Raw genomic sequence first — 16,115 nt, 5'->3', positions numbered from 1 at the left:
CCGATGAGCCAGGCGGCGCAAAATCTGAACTGGTTGATCACCAACTTCGTGGACAACACCCCGGGGGTGTCGCACACGGTGGTGGTGTCCGCCGACGGACTTCTTCTGGCGATGTCCGAAGGGTTCCCGCGGGACCGTGCCGACCAGCTGGCGGCGGTGGCCTCCGGCCTGACGTCGCTGACGGCCGGCGCGTCCCGCATCTTCGAGGGCGGCACGGTCACCCAGACCGTGGTGGAGATGGAGCGGGGGTTCCTCTTCATCATGTCCGTCTCGGACGGCTCGTCCCTGGCCGTACTGGCGCACCCCGAGTGCGACATCGGCCTCGTGGGCTACGAGATGGCCCTTCTCGTGGACCGCGCCGGCAACGTCCTGACGCCCGACCTGCGCGCCGAGCTCCAGGGCAGCCTGCTGAACTGACCGACACACACCGCATATCCCGTCCGACCGTACGGCCGAAACCCCCCCACCGGCCCCCGCTCGACGGCATTATTGCCTTCCTGCTGTCCCGTCCGGAGGATTCATGACCCCGCCCGCCTCGCCCGGCCCGTACGGCGCTTCTCATCACGCGCCGTACGGGGATGAAGGCGACCAGCCGCTGGTCCGCCCCTATGCCATGACGGGGGGTCGCACCCGGCCGCGCTACCAGCTCGCCATCGAGGCGCTGGTCAGCTCGACGGCCGACCCGGCCCACCTCGGGGGGCTGCTTCCGGAGCACCAGCGGATCTGCCACCTGTGCACCGAGGTCAAGTCGGTCGCGGAGGTCTCCGCGCTGCTGAACATGCCGCTGGGTGTGGCACGGATCCTGGTGGCGGACCTGGCGGAGGCCGGCATGGTGGCGATCCACCAGCCGGGCGGCGGCACCGAGGCCGGTGGCACGCCGGATGTGACACTGCTCGAAAGGGTGCTCAGTGGACTTCGGAAGCTCTAGCGGGAGCGCGGCCGGTTCTGGCCGCTCGACCACTTCCGCGAAGATCGTGGTGGCCGGCGGCTTCGGCGTCGGCAAGACCACGTTCGTCGGTGCGGTCTCGGAGATCAGTCCGCTGCGCACCGAGGCCGTGATGACGTCCGCCTCGGCGGGCATCGACGACCTGAGCCATGTTCAGGGCAAGACCACGACGACCGTGGCGATGGATTTCGGCCGTATCACCCTTGATGACGACCTGATCCTCTACCTGTTCGGTACGCCGGGTCAGGACCGTTTCTGGTTCATGTGGGACGACCTGGTCCGCGGCGCCATCGGCGCCGTCGTCCTCGTCGACACCCGCCGTCTCGCCGACTGCTTCCCCGCGGTCGACTACTTCGAGAACAGCGGTCTGCCCTTCGTCATCGCCCTCAACGGCTTCGACGGGCACCAGCCCTACACCCCCGAAGAGGTCCGCGAGGCCCTCCAGATCGGCCCCGACGCGCCGATCATCACGACCGACGCGCGTCACCGCAACGAAACGAAGAGCGCCCTCATCACGCTCGTCGAACACGCGCTCATGGCGCGGCTGAAATAGTGTTGTTCGACCGAATGTCGTGACGGTGTGTAAGTTGTGGCATTGACCACGACGTCCTTCGACGTTCATAACGTTTCGACAGAGAATTGGCCGGACGCGACCACTGGGCGCGTCCGGCCGACTTCGTTCTGCGATCAACCACCCTGCCATTTGGCGTGGCTCGGCCTTAATGCCCGTTTTATGTCAGGCAAATCGCGGCCTTCAGGGGCTCTGTCCGTTGTTTGGAATGCACCTGCCCGGCGTGCTGGAATTCCCGGACTGAGTCGTCATGGCTCACACGGATAAACGGCACAGCACAGGTGCAGACGCCGAGAGGTTGTTGGTCGAGTGAGGCGAAGAAAGACGGGCGCCGCGCAGCAGGCGCGAGACGCGCGGGGCAACTTCACCCCGCCGTCGCGCACAGCGGTGCCGCCTTCCGACATGCCCGAGCCCCCCGCGGCCCCCGAGACGGGCCGTGGCGGCAGATTCTCGCCCCGCAACTGGCGTGTGCGCCTGCGACTGAACGCGATCCTGATGATCCCCGTGATCATCGCCCTCGTGTTCGGCGGCCTGAACGTCAAGCAGTCCGTCGACACCTGGCTCGAGGCCCAGGACGCGGCCGACACCGCGCGTCTGGTGCAGGCCGCGACCGGCTACGCGCACGCCGTCATCGACGAGCGCGACCTGTCGGCCAAGCCGTTGCTCGAGGGCAACCGCGACGACGCGAACGTGAAGAAGGCCCGGGAGGCCACCGACGCCGCCCGCGCCGAGTTCGACAAGCGCGTCAAGGAGATGCCCGACACCCCAGGCCTCAAGCGCCGCCTGAAGCTGGTGCGCGACGCCGAGCCCGCGCTGACCAAGCTGCGCCAGGCCGCGTACACGCCCGTCCTGGACGGGGCCAAGACGGAGGACGGCTACGGCGCCATCCAGCGTCCCCTCATGGCCTTCACCAACGAGCTGGGCCTGGGCACCGGCAACGTCACCGCCTACGGCCGCATGGTCTACGCCGCCTCCCTGGCGAAGGCCGCCGAGTCGCTGCAGCGTTCCATCGGTACCCACCTGCTCATCGACCCGGGCACGGCCAAGAACCGCGAGACGCTGCTGACGGCCTTCTCCTCGTACAACTTCCTCGAGTACGTCGCCCGCGGCGAGTACGAGGCCGGTGGTACCGAGGACGACATCAAGCGCCTCAACAACGCCTTCGCCGCCGACGCGCAGATCGAGGACACGGACAAGATGGCCCTCGCCATCATGTCCGGCGCCACCGCCCCCCAGCTCAAGGCCAAGGGCATCACCGCCGACTCCTGGCTGGCCGCCTCCACGGCGAAGTTCGGTGCCTACCGGACCATCGAGGAGCGCCTGGCCGACCAGGCGGTGGACGAGGCCGACTCCATCGCCTCGGACGCCCAGCGCGAGGCGATCGTCAACTCCTCGATCATGATCCTGGCGCTCCTGATCGCGTTCCTCGTGGCGGGCAAGATGGCCACCTCGATGAGCCGCAACATGAGCCGCCTGCGCACCGCCGCCTTCGACGTGGCCGAGCAGCGCCTGCCGACGCTGGTCGCCCAGCTGTCGCGGACCGACCCGGGCCGTGTGGACACCCGTGTCCAGCCCATCCCGATCGACACCAAGGACGAGATCGGCGAGGTCGCCCGCGCCTTCGACCAGGTGCACCGCGAGGCCGTGCGACTCGCCTCCGAGCAGGCACTGCTCCGGGGCAACGTCAACGCGATCTTCACCAACCTCTCCCGGCGCAACCAGGCGCTGATCGAGGGCCAGCTGAACCTGATCACGGACCTCGAGAACAACGAGGCCGACCCGGACCAGCTGGAGAACCTCTTCCGCCTGGACCACCTGGCCACCCGCATGCGCCGCAACGGTGAGAACCTCCTCATCCTCGCGGGCGAGGAGCCGGGCCGCCGCTGGGACCAGCCGATCCCGCTGGTGGACGTGCTCCGTGCCGCCACCTCCGAGGTGGAGGCGTACGAGCGCATCGAGCTGAGCGGGCTCCCGGAGGCCGAGATCCACGGCCTGGCCGTGACCGACCTCGTGCACCTGCTCGCCGAGCTGCTGGAGAACGCCACCTCGTTCTCCTCCCCGCACACCAAGGTGCGCGTCACCGCGACGCGACTGCCCGACGGCCGCGTCATGGTCGAGATCCACGACAAGGGCATCGGCCTGACCGCCGAGGACTTCGCGGACATCAACCACAAGCTGGCCAACCCGCCGACCGTGGACGCCGCGATCTCCCAGCGCATGGGTCTGTTCGTGGTCGGCCGGCTGGCGACCCGGCACGGCATCCGCGTCCAGCTGCGCCCCTCGGGCGAGCAGGCGGGCACCACCTCGCTGGTGATGCTCCCGGACGTGATCACGCACGGCGGTGGCGCCGAGGACCTCGCCCAGGACGACTTCACGGTCTCCCAGATGGTCCCGGGCCAGCACGGCCAGCAGCAGGTCCAGCAGCAGCCGGTGGCCCAGGCCCGTACCGCGGCCGAGCTCGGCTTCGACGACTCCCGCTACGACGCGCGCCCCGACGCCCCCGGCTCCGGCGCCACGATGGACCCGGTCGGCCGGTCGCTGATGCGCGAGGAGCGCCGGGCGTCGCTGTCCTCCGACAACCGCCCGCTGTTCCGCGACGAGGTGGCCCCGCAGCAGTTCGAGCAGCCGCACGCACAGCCGCAGGAGCACATACCCCCGCAGGCGCAGACCGGCGCGGCTCCGGCCGACGGCGGCTACGCGTACGGTGAGGGACAGTACGCGGAGAGCGGCTACGCGGAGAACGGCTACGCGGAAGCGGAGAACGGCTACGCGGAACCCGCCTACGCGGACCCGGCCGTTGACGACTCGCAGACCTACGGCGACTACAACGCGCCCGCCCACCAAGGTGAGTGGCCCGAACCAGGTCCGTACCAGCAAGCGTACGGACAGGGTTACGGAGCGGAATCGGAATCCCAGCCGTCCGCTGACACAGCCCAGCCCGAGCGCGTAGAGTTCGACCGTCCGGGCCCCGCCTCGAGCGGATCCCCCTCGCTGACCGGGTCCGGTCTGCCGCGCCGCGACAACACGCGGTGGCAGCAACCCGAGACGGGCGAGGAGGCCACGAGGGACGGCGGAGAACGGGAGCAGTCCCAGCAGGAGGTCCCACAGCAGCCTCAGGAGGGTGACGACTCCGGATGGCGGTCGGCGAACGACGAGCGCTGGCAGCGTGCCGGACAGCTCCGGGAGCCGAAGGCCGGCGGCGTGACCTCCTCCGGTCTCCCCCGCCGGGTTCCCAAGGCCAATCTGGTCGAGGGCAAGGCGGAGCAGACCCCCCAGGGGGGCCCGCAGATCTCCCGCGCACCGGAGGACGTCCGTGGCAGGCTCGCCAACCTGCGCCGCGGCATCCAGCAGGGGCGCAACGCGGGGGGCGACTTCCCGGAGTCTTCCGCGCACGACCAGCATGAGCAACACGACCAGGGCTTCGGCCCCGGCGGCACCTACGATCAGGAGCGTTAGTTGAGCCCGATGAGCCAGGCGGCGCAAAACCTGAACTGGTTGATCACCAGTTTCGTGGACAACACCCCAGGGGTGTCCCACACCGTCGTGGTCTCCGCCGACGGACTCCTTCTGGCGATGTCCGAAGGCTTTCCGCGGGACCGCGCCGACCAGCTGGCGGCGGTCGCCTCCGGCCTGACCTCACTGACCGCCGGTGCCTCCCGCATCTTCGAGGGCGGCACGGTCAACCAGACCGTGGTGGAGATGGAGCGCGGCTTCCTCTTCATCATGTCCATCTCGGACGGTTCCTCGCTGGCCGTACTGGCGCACCCCGAGTGCGACATCGGCCTCGTGGGCTACGAGATGGCCCTTCTCGTGGACCGCGCCGGCAATGTCCTGACGCCCGACCTGCGGGCGGAACTGCAGGGGAGCCTTCTCAACTAGCAAAGAGACAGTGCGTTTCGCGCCACCGCGCCATAGGGTGCGGTGGCGCGGCCAGCAGTAGACAGGCAAGTTGGAGGAGGAGACGTGGCAACGCCCCCAGGCGGTTACCCGTATGGCAATGATCAGCAGGCTCAACAGCCGTTGAACCGCTACAACTTCCCCTCCTCACCATCCTCACCGGGCTACGGGTCCATGCCGGAGCAGCGACCTCCGCATGTGCCCGCCCAGCCTCAGCAACACCGGCGTGCGGCCGCCCCTTCCGGCGGCGGCGCCAGGAACAACCCGCTGGTCCGCCCTTACGCGATGACCGGCGGCCGGACCAGGCCGCGGTACCAGCTCGCCATCGAGGCACTGGTGCACACCACGGCCCAGCCGTCCCAGCTTCAAGGGCAGTTGCCGGAACACCAGCGCATCTGCCACCTGTGCACCGAGATCAAATCGGTCGCCGAGATCTCGGCGCTCCTTTCCATTCCGCTCGGCGTCGCCCGGATCCTCGTAGCCGACCTGGCGGAGGCCGGACTCGTCGCCATTCATCAGCCCGGCGGCGATGCGTCCGCCGGCGGCCAGCCTGACGTGACACTGCTCGAAAGGGTGCTCAGTGGACTTCGGAACCTCTAGCGGCGAGGCAGCCCGCTCCACCACCTCCGCGAAGATCGTCGTCGCGGGTGGCTTCGGCGTGGGCAAGACCACGTTCGTCGGCGCGGTCTCGGAGATCAACCCGCTGCGCACCGAAGCCGTCATGACCTCCGCCTCGGCGGGCATCGACGACCTCACCCACGCGCCGGACAAGACCACGACGACCGTGGCCATGGACTTCGGCCGTATCACCCTGGACCAGGACCTGATCCTGTACCTCTTCGGTACGCCGGGTCAGGACCGTTTCTGGTTCATGTGGGACGACCTGGTCCGCGGCGCCATCGGCGCCGTCGTCCTCGTCGACACCCGCCGTCTCGCCGACTGCTTCCCCGCGGTCGACTACTTCGAGAACAGCGGTCTGCCCTTCGTCATCGCCCTCAACGGCTTCGACGGGCACCAGCCCTACAACCCGGAGGAGGTCCGCGAGGCCCTCCAGATCGGCCCCGACGCGCCGATCATCACGACGGACGCCCGCCACCGCAACGAGGCGAAGAGCGCCCTCATCACGCTCGTCGAGCACGCCCTCATGGCGCGCCTGCGCTAGCACGGATGCGAAGAGGTCCCCGCACTCCTCGGGAGTGCGGGGACCTCTTCGCGTTCCCGCGCGGTGGCGCGCACGAGGAAGGGCCCCGAGCGTTTCGCTCGGGGCCCTTCCTCATGTACGGCTTTACGTGGACCCGGTGGACCCGGTCGGCCGGGAGGTGATCAGCCCTGCCAGCTGTGCGGTGCGCGGAAGCCGGAGCTGCGCTCCAGTCGGCGCCAGCCGGCCGTGGTGCGACGCGGGCGGGGGGCCTCGGCGGCGTTCTCGCGGCCGGCGGCACGGGCGAGGAGTACGGCGGTCACGGCTGCCAGTTCCTCGGCGTCCGCGAGGCCCTTCTCGACGCGTACGAGCGTGTCGTTCATGCGTATCTCCGATGGGTGAAGTACTGGGCGTGCGTTACTGAGGCGGGTTGCCGTGCTTGCGGGACGGCAGGTCGGCGTGCTTGGTGGCGAGCATCGCCAGCGACCGGATCAGCACCGACCGGGTCTCGACGGGGTCGATCACGTCGTCGACCAGGCCGCGCTCGGCCGCGTAGTACGGGTGCATGAGCTCGGACTTGTACTCCTTGACCATGCGGGCGCGCATGGCGTCGGGGTCGTCCGCCTCGGCGATCTGCTTGCGGAAGATCACGTTGGCGGCGCCCTCGGCGCCCATGACCGCGATCTCGTTGGTGGGCCAGGCGTAGGTCAGGTCGGCGCCGATGGACTGGGAGTCCATGACGATGTAGGCGCCGCCGTAGGCCTTGCGCAGGATCACCGAGATCCGCGGCACGGTCGCGTTGCAGTAGGCGTAGAGCAGTTTCGCGCCGTGGCGGATGATTCCGCCGTGCTCCTGATCGACGCCCGGCAGGAAGCCGGGCACGTCCAGAAGAGTGATGATCGGAATATTGAAGGCGTCGCACATCTGGATGAAGCGCGCGGCCTTCTCCGAGGCCTCGATGTCCAGGACGCCGGCGAGGGACTGCGGCTGGTTCGCCACGATGCCGACGACCTGCCCGTCGAGGCGGGACAGGGCACAGATGATGTTGGTGGCCCAGCGCTCGTGGATCTCGAGGTAGTCGCCGTCGTCGACGAGCTCCTCGATGACCTTGCGCATGTCGTACGGGCGGTTGCCGTCGGCCGGGACCAGGTCGAGCAGGGCCTCGCCGACGCGGTCGGCCGGGTCCTCCGACGCCACGCGCGGAGGGTTCTCCCGGTTGTTCTGCGGCAGCAGCGACAGGAGGTAGCGGACCTCCTCCAGGCACGTCTCCTCGTCGTCGTAGGCGAAGTGGGCCACACCGGAGGTCTCGGCGTGCACATCCGCGCCGCCGAGGCCGTTCTGGGTGATCTCCTCGCCGGTGACGGCGCGCACCACGTCCGGGCCGGTGATGAACATCTGCGACGTCTCACGGACCATGAACACGAAGTCCGTCAGGGCCGGGCTGTACGCGGCACCGCCGGCGCAGGGGCCGAGCATCACGCTGATCTGCGGGATGACGCCCGAGGCCTTGGTGTTGCGCTGGAAGATCCCGCCGTACCCGGCGAGCGCCGAGACGCCTTCCTGGATACGGGCGCCGGCGCCGTCGTTCAGCGACACCAGGGGTGCGCCGGCCGCGATGGCCATGTCCATGATCTTGTGGATCTTCGTGGCGTGGGCCTCGCCCAGCGCGCCGCCGAAGATACGGAAGTCGTGGGCGTAGACGAACACCGTCCGTCCGTGCACCGTGCCCCAGCCGGTGATCACACCGTCCGTGTAGGGGCGCTTGGCCTCCAGGCCGAACCCGCTCGCCCGGTGCCGGCGGAGGGGCTCCACCTCGTTGAAGGAGCCCTCATCCAGCAGCAGATCTATGCGCTCGCGGGCGGTCAGCTTCCCCTTGGCCTTCTGGGCCTCGGTAGCCCGCTCACTCGGACCACGCCGAACCTGCTCGCGAATGGCATGCAGCTCGGCGACGCGCCCACGGACGTCACTCGCCTCTACGGGCGCACCTTCGAGATTGCTCATGGAAAGACGGTACGCGGCGGGAGTCCCGGAACATCATGTCGGTTCCACACAACGTACTGCGCGATTTCGTGGGCAGGCGAGACAGAAGCGCACTGCACCCTTATCAGTTCCCCGCGTTCGACCGGCCGTCCCACGCTGTGGGCACTCCACAAATCCGGACCGTCCAAGGCGGCTTATATATGGCTTGACCAGGTACCGCCGTCCGGGTGATCGGGCGGCTCTCGCGGCCTACTCCCCCAGCTCCACGGCGCAGGCGTGTGTGGCGCAGGCGGTGCCCGGTGCGACGCCCAGCCGCAGCCGGGGGCCGGTGGCGAGCACCTGCACCGAGGCATCGTGGGCGGTGACGCGCCGCACGGGGTGGTGCCAGGTGAGCTCGAGGGGGGCGCCGGTGCGCGGGGGTTCGGCGAGGTGGAGGGTGGCCGTGCGGCCGTGGCGGCGTACGAGCACGGAGGCGGGCGCGGTGACGGTGAGGGGGCCGGCGGTGCCGGGCTGCCAGAAGTTGGCGGCGGTCAGGCCGAGCGAGGGGATGTGGACGGCCTGGCGGTCGCGGGTGTTGGCCAGGACGGCGAGCCAGTCCGTCTCGGCGGCGCGGGCGGCGACGGCCCGCCGGGTGGCGCCGGGCATCAGGACGTAGGCGTAGGAGGCGTCGTCGGGGTCGGTGCCGTGGGGGTGCCAGAGGGTGAGGTAGTGGCGGGTGAGGGGGGTGGGCGAGCCGCCGGCGTTGATGTCCCGCCAGGATCCGGTGCGGGCCTCGCGCAGGGCTTCCAGTGCGGCGCCTCCGGGGAAGACATAGCCGCCGTGCCCGGCCAGGTGCGCCCAGCGGGCGCTCTCCCAGGACCGCTGCCGGCCGTCATCGGCCGGCTGCGGCTCTCCGTCGACCGTGAGCGGGGCCGTGGCGTCGGCGCCGAGGGCGCGGTTGTCGACGATCGTCTCCACCTCCTGCCCGTCCCGCGCCGTGATGCCCGCGCCGAGGCAGACGATCGCGTCGGCCGCACAGAACCACGACTTGCGCGCCTCGAGCGTGGAGCCGAGCCCCTTGAGGTGCTGCCCGACGGCCGCGTACGCGCCGTCCGTCGCTCCGCCCACCCAGCGCACCGCCGGCCGGGGGGCGCCCCAGCCGCCGCCCTCGTTGTCGGCGAGCGGGAGCGCCGAGACGGTGGTGCCGGGCAGGCGGTGGGGGTCGACGGTGGGCCAGAAGGCGTCGCTGTACTGGCCGTCGCCGTGGGCGGGCCACCAGTAGAGCATTCCGGCGCCGGTGTGCCAGCCGCGCGGGTTCTCGCCGTTGCCGTTCTCGTAGTAGGTGATGCGGTCGGAGGCCATGGCGATGTTCGCGGCCCACCCGGGGCGCCGGTGGACGGCCCGGTCCATGGCCGGGAACAGGCGGTGGCCCACGGGCTCGGGCGCCGGGGGGACGGGGGCGGCCTGGACCGCGGCGAGGCGGGCCAGGTCGGCGACCGGGAACCGGGGATCGGTGTGCGCCGGGCCGCCGGCGTCCCGGGCGGCCCACCCTTTGATCATCGCGTGCCAGCGGTCCCGCTCGGCCGGGGTCGCGCCGGCCGCTAGCAGGGCGATGGCGGCGATCAGGGCGTGGCCGCGCTGGTGGTCGCTCTGCGGGAGCGACTGCGGGTCGTCGCCCTGCACGCCCCGGCTGACGGCACGGCCGGAGACGCTGTCCATGACCAGGCCGTTGTGGATCAGCGGTGCGTAGGCCCGCTCGACGCTGTCGTGGACGATCCGCCGGAGCGGGTCGGTGACCTCCCAGCTCGACCCCCGCAGCAGCGCGAAGAGCCGGCCGAGGCCGTCGAGCAGCACACAGCCGTACGTACCGGTGTAGGCGACCGTCGTGTGCTGGACGAAGGAGCCGTCGGCGTAGAGGCCGTCGCCCCGGGTGACGTGGGGGAAGACGGGTGAGAGGGCGTCCCGGGCGAGGGCGATCTTGGCGGGGGCCGCGCCGAGCACGCCGCGCAGGGCGACGACCCGGCACAGGTCGACGCGGTTGGCGCCGGTGCTCGTGCCCGTGTAGGCGCCGAGCAGGGAGTCGGGAACGAAGTGGTCGACGGCGGCGAGGCAGCGGGCGCGCCGCTCCGGGCCGGCGGCGTCGTGGAGGAGGGCGAGGGTGTCCAGGAGCAGGCGGGGGCTGCCGATCTGCCACTCCCACCAGTTGCCGTAGCGGGTGGTGCCGGGGTGGTAGACGCGCTCGTGGAGGTGGTCGAGCCCGGCGAGGACGTCGGCGGCGAGGCCCGGGTCGCCGGTGAGGCCGGTGCCGGGCTGGGCGTGGGCCTGGGCCATGGTGAACAGGCGGGCGTAGCTCTGGGTGATGCCGGCTGGTGGGTCGAAGGGGGCGTCGGGCCAGAGCGAGGCGGGGGCGGGGCGCATGCCCGCGCGGTGGGCACGGGCGAGCTCGCCGGTGCGGCGCAGGGCGGTGGCGTAGGGCTCGGCGGCCGGGTCGAAGCCACTGCCGAGCACGAGGTCGCGCCAGCGGCGGCGGAGCACCGCGAACTCGTCGTCCCCGCCGTCCGCCCGGGCGGGCGAGGGGGTGAGGCCGAGCGCGCTCACGACGGAGGCGGCGAGGAAGCCGCGGCGGGTGGTACCGGAGGGGAAGGGCGACGGCACGGCGCACACGCTGGCACGCGGCCCCGGGGGTGGCAATGACCTCCGACGGGGAGATCCGGCCGAAAATCCCGGCGCCGGGAAGTCCCGCCACCGAACATGTTGAAAGTTGAACGAGATGGCCCTATGCTCAATCTCGTTGAAAGTTGAACTACAACCCGACCTGGAGCATGTCATGGGCTTCTTCTCCCGCAAGCAGAACACCGTCGAGACCTCCGCCCCCGCCGCCGTCCTCGACGTGGACCCCGCACTGGCCGCCCTGACCGGCGACTACGCCATCGACCCGGCTCACAGCAGCATCGGCTTCACCGTGCGCCACGCGATGGTCACCAACGTCAAGGGCTCCTTCACCGACTACAAGGGCGCGCTCCGCCTCGACGGCTCCGCCCCCCACCGCTCCACCGCCACCATCGACGTCACGATCGACAGCGTCGACACCGGCATCAAGGACCGCGACGCCCACCTGCGGGGCGACGACTTCTTCGACGCCGCAGCCTTCCCCCTGATGTCGTTCCGCTCCACCTCCGCCGAGCAGCTGGGCGGCGACCGCTACCGCCTGACCGGCGATCTCACCATCAAGGACGTCACCCGGCCGCTGAGCATCGACCTCGAGTTCAACGGCTCGGCCACCGACGTCTACGGCAACGAGCGCGTCGGCTTCGAGGGCGGCACGGAGATCCTGCGCTCCGACTGGGGACTCACCTGGAACGCGGCCCTGGAGGCCGGTGGCGTGATGGTCAGCGACAAGGTGAAGCTCACCTTCGACATCTCCGCCGTCAAGACCGCCCCCCAGGCCTGATCCATGCGGTGTCAGCGGCCGAGGCGCAGCAGACGGTCGACGACCTCCGCGCCTCGGTCCACACCCGCGCTCAGCGCGACATGGTTGTCGGGCCGTACGAGCACGAGCCCGTCACCGTCCATGTCGTACCCGCGTCGCACATGGCCCTCGTGGTCGTCGACGAGGCGCGTGGTCAGCAGGCCCGCGCACTTCTCCTCCGCCTCCGCCAGGGCCTCGGCGCTGTCCGGGCCGACGCCGAGCAGAGTGAACTCCGGGCCGGCGAAGACGTCGAAGAGCCGTATGTCCTCGCCTGTCGCGGCGTCCCGGCAGGGCGCGTCGGGCGCCCTCTCCCCCGCCTTCGGACCGCCCCACGCCAGGCCGCCCCAGCCGTAGCCGACCCCCAGCGTGGTGACGTCGTCCGTGAGCCCGACCTCCGTTCCCACACCGGCCTCCCGCACCCCCTCGAGCACCGCGCGCAGCCGCTCGTTCGTGACGTCGAGCGTCCACGCGGCGACCGGCAGCCGCTCCTCCTCGTAGGTGTCCAGCAGCCCGGCCCCGGCCAGCCCGCGCACCACGAGCGCCAGCTTCCAGCCCAGGTTGAAGGCGTCCTGGATGCCGGTGTTCATGCCCAGGCCGCCGGCTATCGAGTGGACGTGCGCGGCGTCGCCGGCGAGGAAGACCCGCCCGACGCGAAAGCGGTCGGCCATGCGGACGTTGATGCGGTAGGTGGAGAACCACGTGGGGTCGGACAGCCGCACTCCGGGCATCCGCGCGCACTGGTCGAAGAGCCGCTGGAAGCTCTCCAGCGACGGCGGCAGGGGCCGCCCCTCGGCGTCGCGCTCGGGCGCGCCCTGCAACTGCCAGTGCGAGGTGCCCTTGAACGGGCAGAGCATGATCGCCGCGTTCTCGTCGAACCACTGGTGCCAGTAGGCGGGGTCGAGCCCGTCGGCCCGGACGTCGCCGATCACCATGCACTCCTCGGCATCGGTCTCCCCCTCGAAGCCCACGCCCAGCGCCTTGCGCACCGGGCTGCGGCCGCCGTCACAGCCCGCCAGATACGCGGCCGTGACGCGCCGCCCGTCGGCGAGCGTCGCGACGACCCCGTCCCCGTCCTGGGTGAATCCCGGGAGCTCACAGCCCAGTTCGACCTCGACGCCGTATTCGGCGAGCCGGTCGCGCAGGACCTGCTCGGTGCGCCACTGGGGAATGAGCAGCCCGCCGGCGTAGGGGACGTCGGGCGTGGCCACCCGGTCCGCGAACGGGACGGAGTCCGCGACCGCGACGCCGCCGCGGTACTTGCGCAGGGCGATGCGCTCGACGCCGAAGGCCGCCGCCCGCTCCTCCACCCCGAGGTCGTGGAAGAGCTCGCGGCTGCGCTGGTTGAGCCCCTTGCCCCGCGAAGTGCGGTGGAAAGCCGGAGACTTGTCGATGATCCGCACGGCCGCTCCGGCCCGGGCGAGCGTGCAGGCGAGGGTGAGTCCGGTGGGCCCCGCGCCCACGACCAGCACGTCGGTCCGTGCGTCGGCGGATGCGTCGGCGCGTACGCCGGTCAGTTCGTCGATCGGCTCATGGGGCGACATGTCGGTCATTGCGTCGATGGAAGTCATGCACCCATGAAAGACCCGCCCGCCCGAAAATGCAACCGAGTAACAAAAGATTCCGAGTAACGTCACCTGCTAGAGTGAAGGTGTGAGTGACGAGCCAGGGCTACGGGAACGCAAGAAGCAGCGCACGCGCCAGGCGCTGTCGGACACCGCCGTCGAGCTGTTCCTCAAGCGCGGCTTCGACCAGGTCTCCGTCGCGGACGTCGCGGCGGCCGTCGAGGTGTCCAAGCCGACGCTGTTCCGCTACTTCCCGGCCAAGGAGGACCTGGTCCTGCACCGCATCGCGGACCACCAGGGCGAGGCCGCACGCGTCGTGAGCGGCAGGACGGCCGGCCAGTCCCCGCTGGGCGCGCTCCGCGCGCACTTCCACGAGCGCCTCGAGGCCCACGACCCGATCACGGGCCTCAACGACAACCCCACGGTGCGCGCCTTCAACGACATGGTCTACACGACCCCCAGCCTCCTCGCGCGCCTCGTCCGCTACTCCGGCCGCGACGAGGAGCTGCTGGCCGGGGCGCTGGTCGAGGCGAGCGGAAGCGACGCGCTGACGGCCGGGCTGGCGGCGGCGCAGATCATCACCGTGCATCAGCGGCTGGCGCGGGAGAACTGGCGGAAGCTGGCGGATGGGCGGGGGGTCGGCGAGGCGTTGCCCGAGGCGCATGCGGATGCGGATCGGGCGTATGACCTGTTGGGAGCTGGGCTGGGGGCGGAGTTCGACCGGTAGGTGGGGGCGGGGTTTGTTTCCCACCCCGCCCCTTTCCCGTAACCGGGGCTTCGCCCCGGACCCCTCGTGGTGCGGGCCGGTGGGTCGTGTTGTGCCCACCCCGTTCCGCCCTTGCGGAACAACTGCCCACAACCCGTCGGTCACTCCTGCGGCTCGACCCCCGCGCGCCGCAAGCCGTACGCGTACGCGTCGTCCAGTGCCTGCCACGATGCCGCGATGACGTTCTCGGCTACGCCCACCGTCGACCATTCGCCGTTTTCGTCGCTGGTGGAGACCAGGACCCGGGTGGTGGAGCCGGTGCCCAGGCTGCCTTCGAGGATGCGGACCTTGTAGTCCGTCAGCTTCAGGGGGGCGAGCTGGGGGTAGATGCGCTCCAGGGCGACGCGCAGGGCGCGGTCGAGTGCGTTGACGGGGCCGTTGCCTTCCGCGGTGGCGACGATGCGCTCGCCCTTGGCCCACAGTTTTACCGTCGCCTCGTTGGCGTGGGTGCCGTCGGGGCGGTCCTCGACGATGGCGCGCCAGGACTCCACGCGGTAGTAGCGGCGCGCCCTGCCCTCGACCTCGGCGCGGAGCAGCAGCTCGAAGGAGGCGTCGGCGGCCTCGTAGGTGTAGCCGGCCAGCTCGCGTTCCTTGACCCGCTCGACGACGCGGCCGATCAGCTCGCGGTCGCCGCCCAGGTCGATGCCGAGTTCCTTGCCCTTGAGCTCGACGGAGGCCCGGCCGGCCATGTCGGAGACGAGCATCCGCATGGTGTTGCCGACCCGCTCCGGGTCGATGTGCTGGTAGAGGTCCGGGTCCACCTTGATGGCGGAGGCGTGCAGCCCCGCCTTGTGGGCGAAGGCGGAAACCCCCACGTACGGCTGATGGGTGGCGGGCGTGAGGTTGACGACCTCGGCGATGGCGTGCGAGATCCGGGTCATCTCGGCGAGCTTGCCCGCGGGCAGCACCCGGCGTCCGTACTTGATCTCCAGGGCGGCCACGACCGGGAAGAGGTTGGAGTTGCCGACCCGCTCGCCGTAGCCGTTGGCGGTGCACTGCACGTGCGTGGCGCCCGCGTCCACGGCGGCGAGGGTGTTGGCCACGGCGCAGCCGGTGTCGTCCTGGGCGTGGATGCCGAGGCGGGCGCCGGTGTTGTCGAGCACCGTGCGGACGACCGCCTCGACCTGGGCGGGCAGCATGCCGCCGTTGGTGTCGCACAGCACGACGACGTCGGCGCCGGCCTCGTGGGCGGTGCGGACGACCTCGGTGGCGTAGCCGGGGTTGGCGCGGTAGCCGTCGAAGAAGTGCTCGCAGTCGACGAAGACGCGGCGGCCCTTCCCACGCAGGTAGGCGACCGTGTCGCGCACCATCGCGAGGTTCTCCTCGAGCGTGGTGCGCAGGGCGAGTTCGACGTGCCGGTCGTGGGACTTGGCCACCAGGGTGACGACGGGGGCCTGCGAGTCGAGCAGCCCGGCCACCTGCGCGTCGTCCTCGACGCGCACGCCCGCCTTGCGGGTGGCGCCGAACGCCACGAGCCGCGCGTGCCGGAAGTCGATCTCTTCGCGGGCGCGCCGGAAGAACTCGGTGTCCCGGGGGTTGGCGCCGGGCCAGCCGCCCTCGATGAAGCCGACGCCGAAGTCGTCCAGGTGGCGGGCGATGGTCAGCTTGTCCGCGACGGTGAGGTTGATGCCCTCGCGCTGGGCTCCGTCGCGCAGCGTGGTGTCGAAGACATGGAAAGCGTCGTCGAGGTCGGCATCGAGACCGGCGTCGAGACCGTTGTCGCGGCCGTTGTCGCGTCCGTGATCGAGGCGCTCGTCGCGTCCGTCGGTTGCGTCCGTCATGCTGCTCTGACTCCTGTGAGGATGTC

At 70.7% G+C, this 16,115-nt stretch carries 14 protein-coding genes; 9 read left to right on the top strand and 5 right to left on the bottom strand.

All coding sequences use genetic code 11. The annotated features are described in order from the left end of the window. Positions 1 to 3: 3 nt before the first annotated feature. The 7 genes from J1792_RS21305 (at position 4) to J1792_RS21275 (ending at position 6,576) form a co-directional block, all read left to right on the top strand. The gene (locus J1792_RS21305) at positions 4 to 417 is read left to right on the top strand and encodes a roadblock/LC7 domain-containing protein (RefSeq protein ID WP_207248166.1); all 414 of its coding nucleotides are present in this window, start codon (positions 4 to 6) and stop codon (positions 415 to 417) included. Between the two features lie 103 nt (positions 418 to 520). Beyond that, entirely contained in the window at positions 521 to 928 is a 408-nt protein-coding gene (locus J1792_RS21300) for a DUF742 domain-containing protein (protein WP_207247999.1), read from the top strand. Continuing rightward, positions 909 to 1,499 carry a GTP-binding protein gene (locus J1792_RS21295; protein WP_207247998.1) on the top strand — a complete coding sequence of 197 codons (591 nt, stop codon included), beginning with the start codon at positions 909 to 911 and terminating at the stop codon, positions 1,497 to 1,499. The genes J1792_RS21300 and J1792_RS21295 overlap by 20 nt, the downstream gene beginning before the upstream one ends. Positions 1,500 to 1,826: 327 nt before the next feature. Then, positions 1,827 to 4,973 (top strand): sensor histidine kinase, encoded by a 3,147-nt coding sequence (locus J1792_RS21290; RefSeq protein ID WP_207247997.1) that lies wholly within the window; start codon positions 1,827 to 1,829, stop codon positions 4,971 to 4,973. A gap of 9 nt (positions 4,974 to 4,982) precedes the next feature. Then, positions 4,983 to 5,396, top strand: a complete 414-nt coding sequence (locus tag J1792_RS21285; RefSeq protein ID WP_181143878.1) for a roadblock/LC7 domain-containing protein — start codon at positions 4,983 to 4,985, stop codon at positions 5,394 to 5,396. An 84-nt stretch (positions 5,397 to 5,480) separates the two neighbouring features. Then, positions 5,481 to 6,014, top strand: coding sequence for a DUF742 domain-containing protein (locus J1792_RS21280; RefSeq protein ID WP_207247996.1), 534 nt, complete (start codon positions 5,481 to 5,483; stop codon positions 6,012 to 6,014). Next, complete coding sequence (locus J1792_RS21275; RefSeq protein WP_130880090.1) at positions 5,995 to 6,576, top strand: GTP-binding protein; 582 nt, start codon at positions 5,995 to 5,997, stop codon at positions 6,574 to 6,576. The genes J1792_RS21280 and J1792_RS21275 overlap by 20 nt, the downstream gene beginning before the upstream one ends. A gap of 161 nt (positions 6,577 to 6,737) precedes the next feature. Here J1792_RS21275 and J1792_RS21270 read toward each other — a convergent pair whose 3' ends face one another. The 3 genes from J1792_RS21270 to J1792_RS21260 form a co-directional block, all read right to left on the bottom strand. Beyond that, positions 6,738 to 6,935, bottom strand: a complete 198-nt coding sequence (locus tag J1792_RS21270; protein WP_207247995.1) for an acyl-CoA carboxylase subunit epsilon — start codon at positions 6,933 to 6,935, stop codon at positions 6,738 to 6,740. Between the two features lie 34 nt (positions 6,936 to 6,969). After that, on the bottom strand, positions 6,970 to 8,553 hold the full coding sequence (locus J1792_RS21265; protein ID WP_207247994.1) for an acyl-CoA carboxylase subunit beta: 1,584 nt from the start codon (positions 8,551 to 8,553) through the stop codon (positions 6,970 to 6,972). A gap of 228 nt (positions 8,554 to 8,781) precedes the next feature. Continuing rightward, positions 8,782 to 11,166, bottom strand: a complete 2,385-nt coding sequence (locus J1792_RS21260; RefSeq protein WP_307843056.1) for a polysaccharide lyase family 8 super-sandwich domain-containing protein — start codon at positions 11,164 to 11,166, stop codon at positions 8,782 to 8,784. Between the two features lie 172 nt (positions 11,167 to 11,338). On the opposite strand from J1792_RS21260, the gene J1792_RS21255 reads away from it, so the two are divergent. Then, positions 11,339 to 11,962 (top strand): YceI family protein, encoded by a 624-nt coding sequence (locus J1792_RS21255; protein WP_086574665.1) that lies wholly within the window; start codon positions 11,339 to 11,341, stop codon positions 11,960 to 11,962. An 11-nt stretch (positions 11,963 to 11,973) separates the two neighbouring features. Here J1792_RS21255 and J1792_RS21250 read toward each other — a convergent pair whose 3' ends face one another. Continuing rightward, complete coding sequence (locus tag J1792_RS21250) at positions 11,974 to 13,548, bottom strand: FAD-dependent monooxygenase (protein WP_242646328.1); 1,575 nt, start codon at positions 13,546 to 13,548, stop codon at positions 11,974 to 11,976. An 82-nt stretch (positions 13,549 to 13,630) separates the two neighbouring features. Here J1792_RS21250 and J1792_RS21245 point away from each other — a divergent pair, with 82 nt between their 5' ends. Beyond that, positions 13,631 to 14,269 (top strand): TetR/AcrR family transcriptional regulator, encoded by a 639-nt coding sequence (locus J1792_RS21245; protein WP_086574667.1) that lies wholly within the window; start codon positions 13,631 to 13,633, stop codon positions 14,267 to 14,269. A 140-nt stretch (positions 14,270 to 14,409) separates the two neighbouring features. On the opposite strand, the gene cimA is transcribed toward J1792_RS21245, so the two are convergent. Then, the gene (cimA, locus tag J1792_RS21240; RefSeq protein WP_242646327.1) at positions 14,410 to 16,089 is read right to left on the bottom strand and encodes a citramalate synthase; all 1,680 of its coding nucleotides are present in this window, start codon (positions 16,087 to 16,089) and stop codon (positions 14,410 to 14,412) included. Between the last annotated feature and the right edge of the window lie 26 nt (positions 16,090 to 16,115).

Source organism: Streptomyces triculaminicus, from assembly GCF_017349075.1.
GTDB classification, from domain to species: Bacteria; Actinomycetota; Actinomycetes; order Streptomycetales; family Streptomycetaceae; genus Streptomyces; species Streptomyces triculaminicus.
The sequence above is the reverse complement of the archived record's forward strand: the minus strand, read 5'-3'. Positions and strand labels throughout refer to the sequence as shown.

What these genes read in the sequence shown, in the direction of transcription:
- J1792_RS21305 (WP_207248166.1), top strand. Translation starts at nt 4, where the DNA reads ATGAGCCAGGCGGCGCAAAATCTGAACTGGTTGATCACCAACTTCGTG.
- J1792_RS21300 (WP_207247999.1), top strand. Translation starts at nt 521, where the DNA reads ATGACCCCGCCCGCCTCGCCCGGCCCGTACGGCGCTTCTCATCACGCG.
- J1792_RS21285 (WP_181143878.1), top strand. Translation starts at nt 4,983, where the DNA reads ATGAGCCAGGCGGCGCAAAACCTGAACTGGTTGATCACCAGTTTCGTG.
- J1792_RS21270 (WP_207247995.1), bottom strand. Translation starts at nt 6,935, where the DNA reads ATGAACGACACGCTCGTACGCGTCGAGAAGGGCCTCGCGGACGCCGAG.
- J1792_RS21265 (WP_207247994.1), bottom strand. Translation starts at nt 8,553, where the DNA reads ATGAGCAATCTCGAAGGTGCGCCCGTAGAGGCGAGTGACGTCCGTGGG.
- J1792_RS21255 (WP_086574665.1), top strand. Translation starts at nt 11,339, where the DNA reads ATGGGCTTCTTCTCCCGCAAGCAGAACACCGTCGAGACCTCCGCCCCC.
- J1792_RS21250 (WP_242646328.1), bottom strand. Translation starts at nt 13,548, where the DNA reads ATGACTTCCATCGACGCAATGACCGACATGTCGCCCCATGAGCCGATC.
- cimA (WP_242646327.1), bottom strand. Translation starts at nt 16,089, where the DNA reads ATGACGGACGCAACCGACGGACGCGACGAGCGCCTCGATCACGGACGC.